Genomic DNA, 6,390 nt, shown 5'->3' with positions numbered 1-6,390 from the left:
AGACCACCGCGGGTCCGACTTCTCGGGAAACGGGGACACCGGCACGTTGGCGAAGTTTGTCGGGGGCCACTGGCCCAACCCCCCCCTGTGCCCCCCGCCTTGCCCCGGTTTGGGTCCCACGGTCGTTCCGGGGGCAGCGCGAAATAGAGTGCAGCACAGTCTGCTCGACCGACGATCAGGAGAAGCGCATGACCGGTCCGCACGTGGTGTCCTTCGACGACGCGACGCCAACCGTCGCCGACTCGGCATGGCTGGCACCGACCGCCACCGTCATCGGTGACGTGACCCTCGGCGAGCAGGCCAGCATCTGGTACGGCGCGGTCGCGCGCGGCGACGCCGAATCGATCACGGTCGGCACCGGAAGCAACATCCAGGACAACGTCACGCTGCACGCCGATCCCGGGCTGCCGCTCACGGTCGGCGCGAACGTCAGCGTCGGGCACAACGCGGTCCTGCACGGCTGCACCATCGGCGACGCCACGCTGATCGGGATGGGCGCCGTCGTCCTCAACGGTGCCCGCCTCGGCGCGCACTGCCTCGTCGCGGCGGGCGCGGTGGTCCTCGAGGGCACCGAGATCCCGGACCGGTCGCTGGTCGCCGGGGTGCCCGCGAAGGTGCGGCGCCAACTCACCGACGAGGAGGTCGCGCACGTCGGGCACAACGCGGAGGGGTACCGGGCCCTCGCCGCGAAGCACCGGTCCGCGACGGTCTCCTGACCGAACCCGCCCGCGAGCCCCGCCGTCAGGCTAAATGTCGGTGCCGGGTCCTAGGCTCACCGGCGTGGCCAAACCGAAGACCAGCTACCGCTGCACCGCCTGCCAGTACGCCGTCGCGAAGTGGGTCGGCCGCTGCCCGGAATGCGGTGAGTGGGGGTCCGTCGAGGAGGCCGCGCCCGTCCTCACCGCCGTCGCCAACCGGCCCGGCGCCAGCGCCGCCCGTGCGGGCACCGGGCTGACGCCCACCTCGCCCGCGACCCCCCTGACTCAGGTCAGTGCCACCGTCAGCCGGGCCAAACCGACCGGCGTGCCCGAACTCGACCGGGTGCTGGGCGGCGGGATCGTGCCGGGGTCGGTGGTGCTGCTCGCCGGCGAGCCCGGTGTCGGCAAGTCGACGCTGCTGCTGGAGGTGGTGCACCGTTGGGCGCGCCGAGGCCCCGACGACCGGTCCCTCTACGTGACGGGCGAGGAATCGGCAGGCCAGGTGCGTCTGCGCGCCGACCGCACCGGCGCGGTCCACGACCGGGTGTACCTGGCGGCGGAATCGGATCTCGCGACCGTGTTCGGGCACGTCGAGCAGGTGAAGCCGACCCTGCTGATCGTCGACTCGGTGCAGACGATGCTCGCCGCCGACGTCGACGGCGTCACCGGCGGGGTGACGCAGGTCCGCGCGATCACCGCGGCCCTGACCACCCTCGCCAAGACCAGCGGCATCCCGGTGCTGCTCATCGGGCACGTCACCAAGGACGGCGCCGTCGCGGGCCCCCGCGCCCTCGAACACCTGGTGGACGTGGTGCTGCACTTCGAGGGCGACAAGCATTCGACGCTGCGGATGCTCCGCGGGGTCAAGAACCGGTTCGGGTCGGCCGACGAGGTCGGCTGCTTCGAACTGCACGAGGACGGCATCGAATGCGTCACCGACCCGTCCGGCCTGTTCCTCCACCACCGCGACGACACCGCCCCCGGGACCGCGGTGACCGTCGCGATGGACGGCAAACGCGCCCTCCTCGGGGAGGTGCAGGGGCTGGTCGTGCCGACGCAGAACCCGTCACCGCGCCGCGCGGTGAGCGGCATGGACGCCGCCCGGGTCGCGATGGTCCTCGCGGTCCTCGCCAAGCACGCGAGCATCCGCACCCACGACAAGGAGGTGTACGCCGCCACCGTCGGCGGGATGCGGTTGACCGAACCGTCCGCCGACCTGGCGTTGGCGCTGGCCATCGTGTCCGCCGACCGTGACAAGCCGCTGCCGTCCGGGCTCGTGGTGCTCGGCGAGGTCGGGCTGGCAGGCGAGGTCCGCCGGGTCACCGCCGTCGGACGCAGGCTCGCCGAGGCCAAACGCCTCGGCTTCACTCATGCCGTGGTGCCGCGCGACTCCGGCCCGCATCCGAAGGGCATGCGGGTCGACGAGGTCGCGACCATCAGGGAGGCGCTGCGCGCGGTGCCGCGCCGGATGGAGGTGGTCTAGGAGGCAGGTCCTACAGCGTCGAATTGCCGAAGCTCGGTGCGGTGGGCTCCCCGTCGACGAATTCGGCCATCGGCGTGAAGTGCTCGGGCTTGATGGTGAGGAACAGGCCCCGCGACGTCGCGGCCACCTCGTCGCTCGCCGCGGGCCCCTCCACGATCCGGACCTCGGAACTGGTGTACGCCTTCCGCCGGACGAGACCGTCGATCCGGGCTCGGAACTCGAGCACCGACCCGAGCGGGATCGGCCGGGCGAAGTCGATCTGCAGGTGCCCGGTCACCACCGGCACGCCGAGCACCATGCACGCCATGCCCTGCGTCTCATCGAACGCGGTCGTGAGGATCCCGCCGTGGATCACGCCGGGGCCGCCCTGGTAGCGGGACGCGACGGTCAGCCTGCCGACCACCTCGATGCCCTCGGTCGCGGTGAAGTGCATGACGAGTCCGGTGGGCTGGTCGTCACCGCACCCGAAGCACTTCGCCCAGTGCTGGGGCAGTGCTCCGCCGGGCTCCGGGAAGAAATCCGGTCGGGTGGGAATCTCGAGATCATCAGGCAACGTCCAGGTACCGCTCATGTCTCGGTAATCTAGTCGCGACACAGTTGCGCGGGACGACGGCCTCCCGCGCACCGGCACGCGCCACTCGGCGACGGCGAGGCAAGGGGGGGACGGCGATGGAGGTCACCGCGGCCACGCTTCGCGAGACGATCGCGAGGCTGGCGCCGGGGACGGAACTGCGGGACGGGCTCGAACGCATTCTGCGCGGACGCACCGGTGCGCTGATCGTGCTCGGCTACGACCCGCAGATCGAGGAACTCTGCGACGGCGGGTTCGAACTCGACGTGGAGTTCGCCCCGACCCGACTGCGGGAACTGTCGAAGATGGACGGTGCCGTCGTGCTGTCCACCGATGGCACCCGGATCGTCCGCGCGAACGTGCAGCTCGTCCCGGACTACAAGATCCCCACCGTCGAGTCCGGCACCCGGCACCGGGCGGCGGAGCGGACCGCGATCCAGACCGGGTACCCGGTGGTGTCGGTGAGCCAGTCGATGAGCATCGTCTCGGTGTACGTCGGCGGCGTACGGCACGTGCTGGAGGGGTCGCCGACGATCCTGTCCCGCGCGAACCAGGCGGTCGCCACCCTGGAGCGGTACAAGTCGCGCCTCACCGAGGTCACCAACGCCCTCTCGGTCGTCGAGATCGAGGACTTCGTCACCCTCCGCGACGCGCTGACCGTGTCACAGCGGCTGGAGATGGTGCGTCGGGTGTCGGTGGAAATCGAACGCGACGTGCTCGAACTCGGCACCGACGGCAGGCAACTCGCGCTGCAACTCGAGGAACTCGTCGGGGACAACGATGTGGCCAGGCAGCTGGTGGCGCGCGACTACCTGGCGGGCACCGGCCAACCATCCACCGAGGCGGTCGAGCGTGCCCTCGCCGCGCTGGACGAGCTCACCGACGCGGACCTGCTGGACCTGACCACCCTGGCACGGGCATTCGGATACCCGGCGACGATCGAGGCCCTCGACGCACCGATGAGCCCGCGCGGCTACCGGGTGCTGGCGCGGGTGCCGCGGCTGCAGTTCCACCAGGTGCACCGGCTGGTCGCGTCGTTCGGGACGCTGCAGGGCCTGCTGGCCGCGACGGCCGCCGACCTGCAGTCGGTCGACGGGATCGGCGGCCTGTGGGCCCGCCATATCAGGGAGGGCCTGTCCCGGCTCGCCGAAACCTCGATCGCGGGACCGTTCGACTGAACGCTTCCGTTCACTCGATTAGATCGACTGAACGGTTCCGTTCACTCGGCGGACGGGCGGGGCCGACGGGCGGGAGCTCAGCTCAGGTTGAACGGCTCCGGGGAGCTACGCAGGTTCCCCAGCTGGCCGACGACGGAGTAGGCGCCGGCGCCGACCGGGGTCCGGGGCGCCGCGCACCCCGGCTCGGACGTCGAGCCGGACCACTTGACCGTGAACGCGGCCTGCTCGCCCGGCTTGAGGGTCCGCACGTCGGGGGTCGAGTTCGGGTAGCAGTCGTTGTTCGACCACAGTCGCTGCTGGCCGTCCAGGCTGTACACGAGGACCTGCTGCATGCCCGCGCCGAGATCCCGGTCGCACGACGCGTTGCCGATGTTGGTGACGACGATCCCGAACTCGGGTTCCTCCCCGGCCTGGTAGGTCGCCTTGTCCGCGCTGACCTTGATGGCGAGGGAGCTGTCGGCACACTGACCCGCCGGTGCAGCGGCAGCGGTGCCCGACGGGGCGTCGTCGCCCGATTCGGTCGTCGACTCGCCGCCGTCCGCGGCACCGGACTCGGTGGCGGACGTGGTGTCCGAGGCGGCGGTCGTCGACGTCAGGGACGAGCTCGCGGCCGCCGCCTCGGCGGTCGGATCGTCGTCGCCACCGCCGCGGAGGGCGGTGACGATCCAGATCAGCAGGACCAGCGCGACGACCGCTGCACCGATGGCAAGCCAGCGACGTCGCCAGTAGATCTCGGAGGGCAGCGGCCCGGACGGTTCCATCACGGCTAACACGGTATTGGTCCGGGGTAGCCGCATCACCCACCAGGTCCGGCGTGTCGCCCTCCGGGTGGCCGTCAGACCTGTTCGACCGTCTCGCCAACATCGCCGATCACGCCGCGGAGGCGGATACCGCCGTCGGCGAGCTTGTAGGTGACCCCGACGATCGCGCACCGGCCCGCGTCGACCGCATCGGCAATGATCCGGGACCGCTGCATCAGCAGTTCCGCGGTCTCCATCACGTGCCTGCCAACGAACTCGTCGACCTCGGACACGCCGTCCTGGCGGGCCTTGAGGATCGACGGGGTGACGCGCTCGACGATGTCGCGAATGAACCCGCCCGGGATGTTCACGTTGTCGAGGGCATCGAGGGTGGCCTTGACCGCACCGCAGCTGTCGTGGCCGAGCACAACGACCAGCGGAACGTTGAGCAGCTCGACGGCGAACTCGATGGAGCCGAGGGTGGTGGTGTCGACGACGTGGCCTGCGGTGCGGACCACGAACGAGTCACCGAGTCCCTGGTCGAAGATCAGCTCGGCGGCGACCCGCGAGTCGCCGCAGCCGAAGATCACCGCCGTCGGGTGCTGGCCGTCCACCAGCTTCGCGCGGTCCGCGATCCCCTGGTTCGGGTGCAGCGGGGCGTCGTTGACGAAACGCTCGTTACCCTCGGTGAGGGACTTCCAGGCTGAAGTGGGGTTCGAATTCGGCATGCCCGCCATTGTGCACCCGGCCCCGAATCGGACATGGCGGCGACCTGGTGAATCGACGAAGGACAGGTGTGACGTTCCGGTGAATTCCTCCGCGCTGATCGGCTGGTACGAGCGTGCGGCCCGTGACCTGCCCTGGCGGCGCGACGACGTGACCGCCTGGCACATCCTGATGAGCGAGATCATGCTGCAGCAGACGCCGGTGGCCCGGGTTGCCCCGATCTGGGAGCAGTGGGTGCAGCGCTGGCCGGTGCCGTCGGCGATGGCCGCGTCCAGCCAGGGCGAGGTGCTGCGCGCCTGGGGTCGGCTCGGTTATCCGCGCCGGGCGCTGCGGCTGCACGAGTGCGCGGGCGTCCTCGCCGCCGACCACGACGACGCGGTCCCGGCCGACGTGCAGGTGCTACTCACCCTGCCCGGCATCGGCGACTACACCGCCCGGGCCGTCGCCTGCTTCGCCTACGGTCAACGAGTTCCGGTGGTGGACACCAATGTTCGACGGGTCGTCGCCCGCGCGGTGCACGGGTCCGCCGAACCGGGGAATCCGTCCACCCGCAGGGACCTCGCCGACACCGAGGCGCTGCTACCCCGCACCCGCGCCCGCGCCGCGGTGTTCTCCGCCGCGTTGATGGAGCTCGGTGCGACGGTGTGCACCGCCCGCACGCCGGACTGCGACCAGTGTCCGCTGACGGACTGCGCCTGGGTGGCCGCGGGCCGCCCCGCGCACACCGGCCCGCCGCGGAAGGTGCAGCGGTTCGCGGGCACCGACCGGCAGGTGCGCGGCCTGCTGCTCGGCGTGCTGCGCGAGAGTCACGTCCCCGTCGAACGCGCCCGCCTGGATCTGGTGTGGCACGCCGACCCGACCCAGCGGGACCGCGCGCTGGGGTCGCTGTTGGTGGACGGGCTGATCGAACAGACCGAGGACGGGTTGTTCGCACTGGCAGGCGAGGGCGGCCCCGAGCACTGACGAGCCCGGGGGCCGGGCGGCGGTGCGCCTC

Annotated in this window: 7 protein-coding genes; 4 read left to right on the top strand and 3 right to left on the bottom strand. The window is 71.2% G+C overall.

Going from position 1 to position 6,390, the window contains the following annotated elements; translation table 11 throughout:
* Nucleotides 1-188: 188 nt before the first annotated feature.
* Entirely contained in the window at nucleotides 189-716 is a 528-nt protein-coding gene (locus ACWF62_RS01915) for a gamma carbonic anhydrase family protein (protein ID WP_452629301.1), read from the top strand.
* A gap of 64 nt (nucleotides 717-780) precedes the next feature.
* Complete coding sequence (gene radA / locus ACWF62_RS01910; protein ID WP_378507445.1) at nucleotides 781-2,181, top strand: DNA repair protein RadA; 1,401 nt, start codon at nucleotides 781-783, stop codon at nucleotides 2,179-2,181.
* 10 nt (nucleotides 2,182-2,191) lie between these two features.
* Here radA and ACWF62_RS01905 read toward each other — a convergent pair whose 3' ends face one another.
* A complete protein-coding gene (locus ACWF62_RS01905; protein ID WP_378507446.1) occupies nucleotides 2,192-2,752 on the bottom strand; it encodes a PaaI family thioesterase in 561 nt (186 codons plus the stop codon).
* Nucleotides 2,753-2,850: 98 nt separating this feature from the next.
* Here ACWF62_RS01905 and disA point away from each other — a divergent pair, with 98 nt between their 5' ends.
* Entirely contained in the window at nucleotides 2,851-3,930 is a 1,080-nt protein-coding gene (gene disA, locus ACWF62_RS01900; RefSeq protein ID WP_378507447.1) for a DNA integrity scanning diadenylate cyclase DisA, read from the top strand.
* A gap of 77 nt (nucleotides 3,931-4,007) precedes the next feature.
* Here disA and ACWF62_RS01895 read toward each other — a convergent pair whose 3' ends face one another.
* Entirely contained in the window at nucleotides 4,008-4,694 is a 687-nt protein-coding gene (locus tag ACWF62_RS01895) for a hypothetical protein (RefSeq protein ID WP_378507448.1), read from the bottom strand.
* A gap of 71 nt (nucleotides 4,695-4,765) precedes the next feature.
* Nucleotides 4,766-5,398, bottom strand: coding sequence for a carbonic anhydrase (locus tag ACWF62_RS01890; protein ID WP_452629300.1), 633 nt, complete (start codon nucleotides 5,396-5,398; stop codon nucleotides 4,766-4,768).
* Between the two features lie 79 nt (nucleotides 5,399-5,477).
* Here ACWF62_RS01890 and ACWF62_RS01885 point away from each other — a divergent pair, with 79 nt between their 5' ends.
* Nucleotides 5,478-6,359, top strand: a complete 882-nt coding sequence (locus ACWF62_RS01885) for an A/G-specific adenine glycosylase (RefSeq protein WP_452629299.1) — start codon at nucleotides 5,478-5,480, stop codon at nucleotides 6,357-6,359.
* Nucleotides 6,360-6,390 lie beyond the last annotated feature (31 nt).

This window comes from Rhodococcus sp. NPDC054953, from assembly GCF_053609225.1.
Note: the sequence above shows the minus strand (reverse complement) of the source record. Positions and strands in the feature narration are given on the sequence as shown.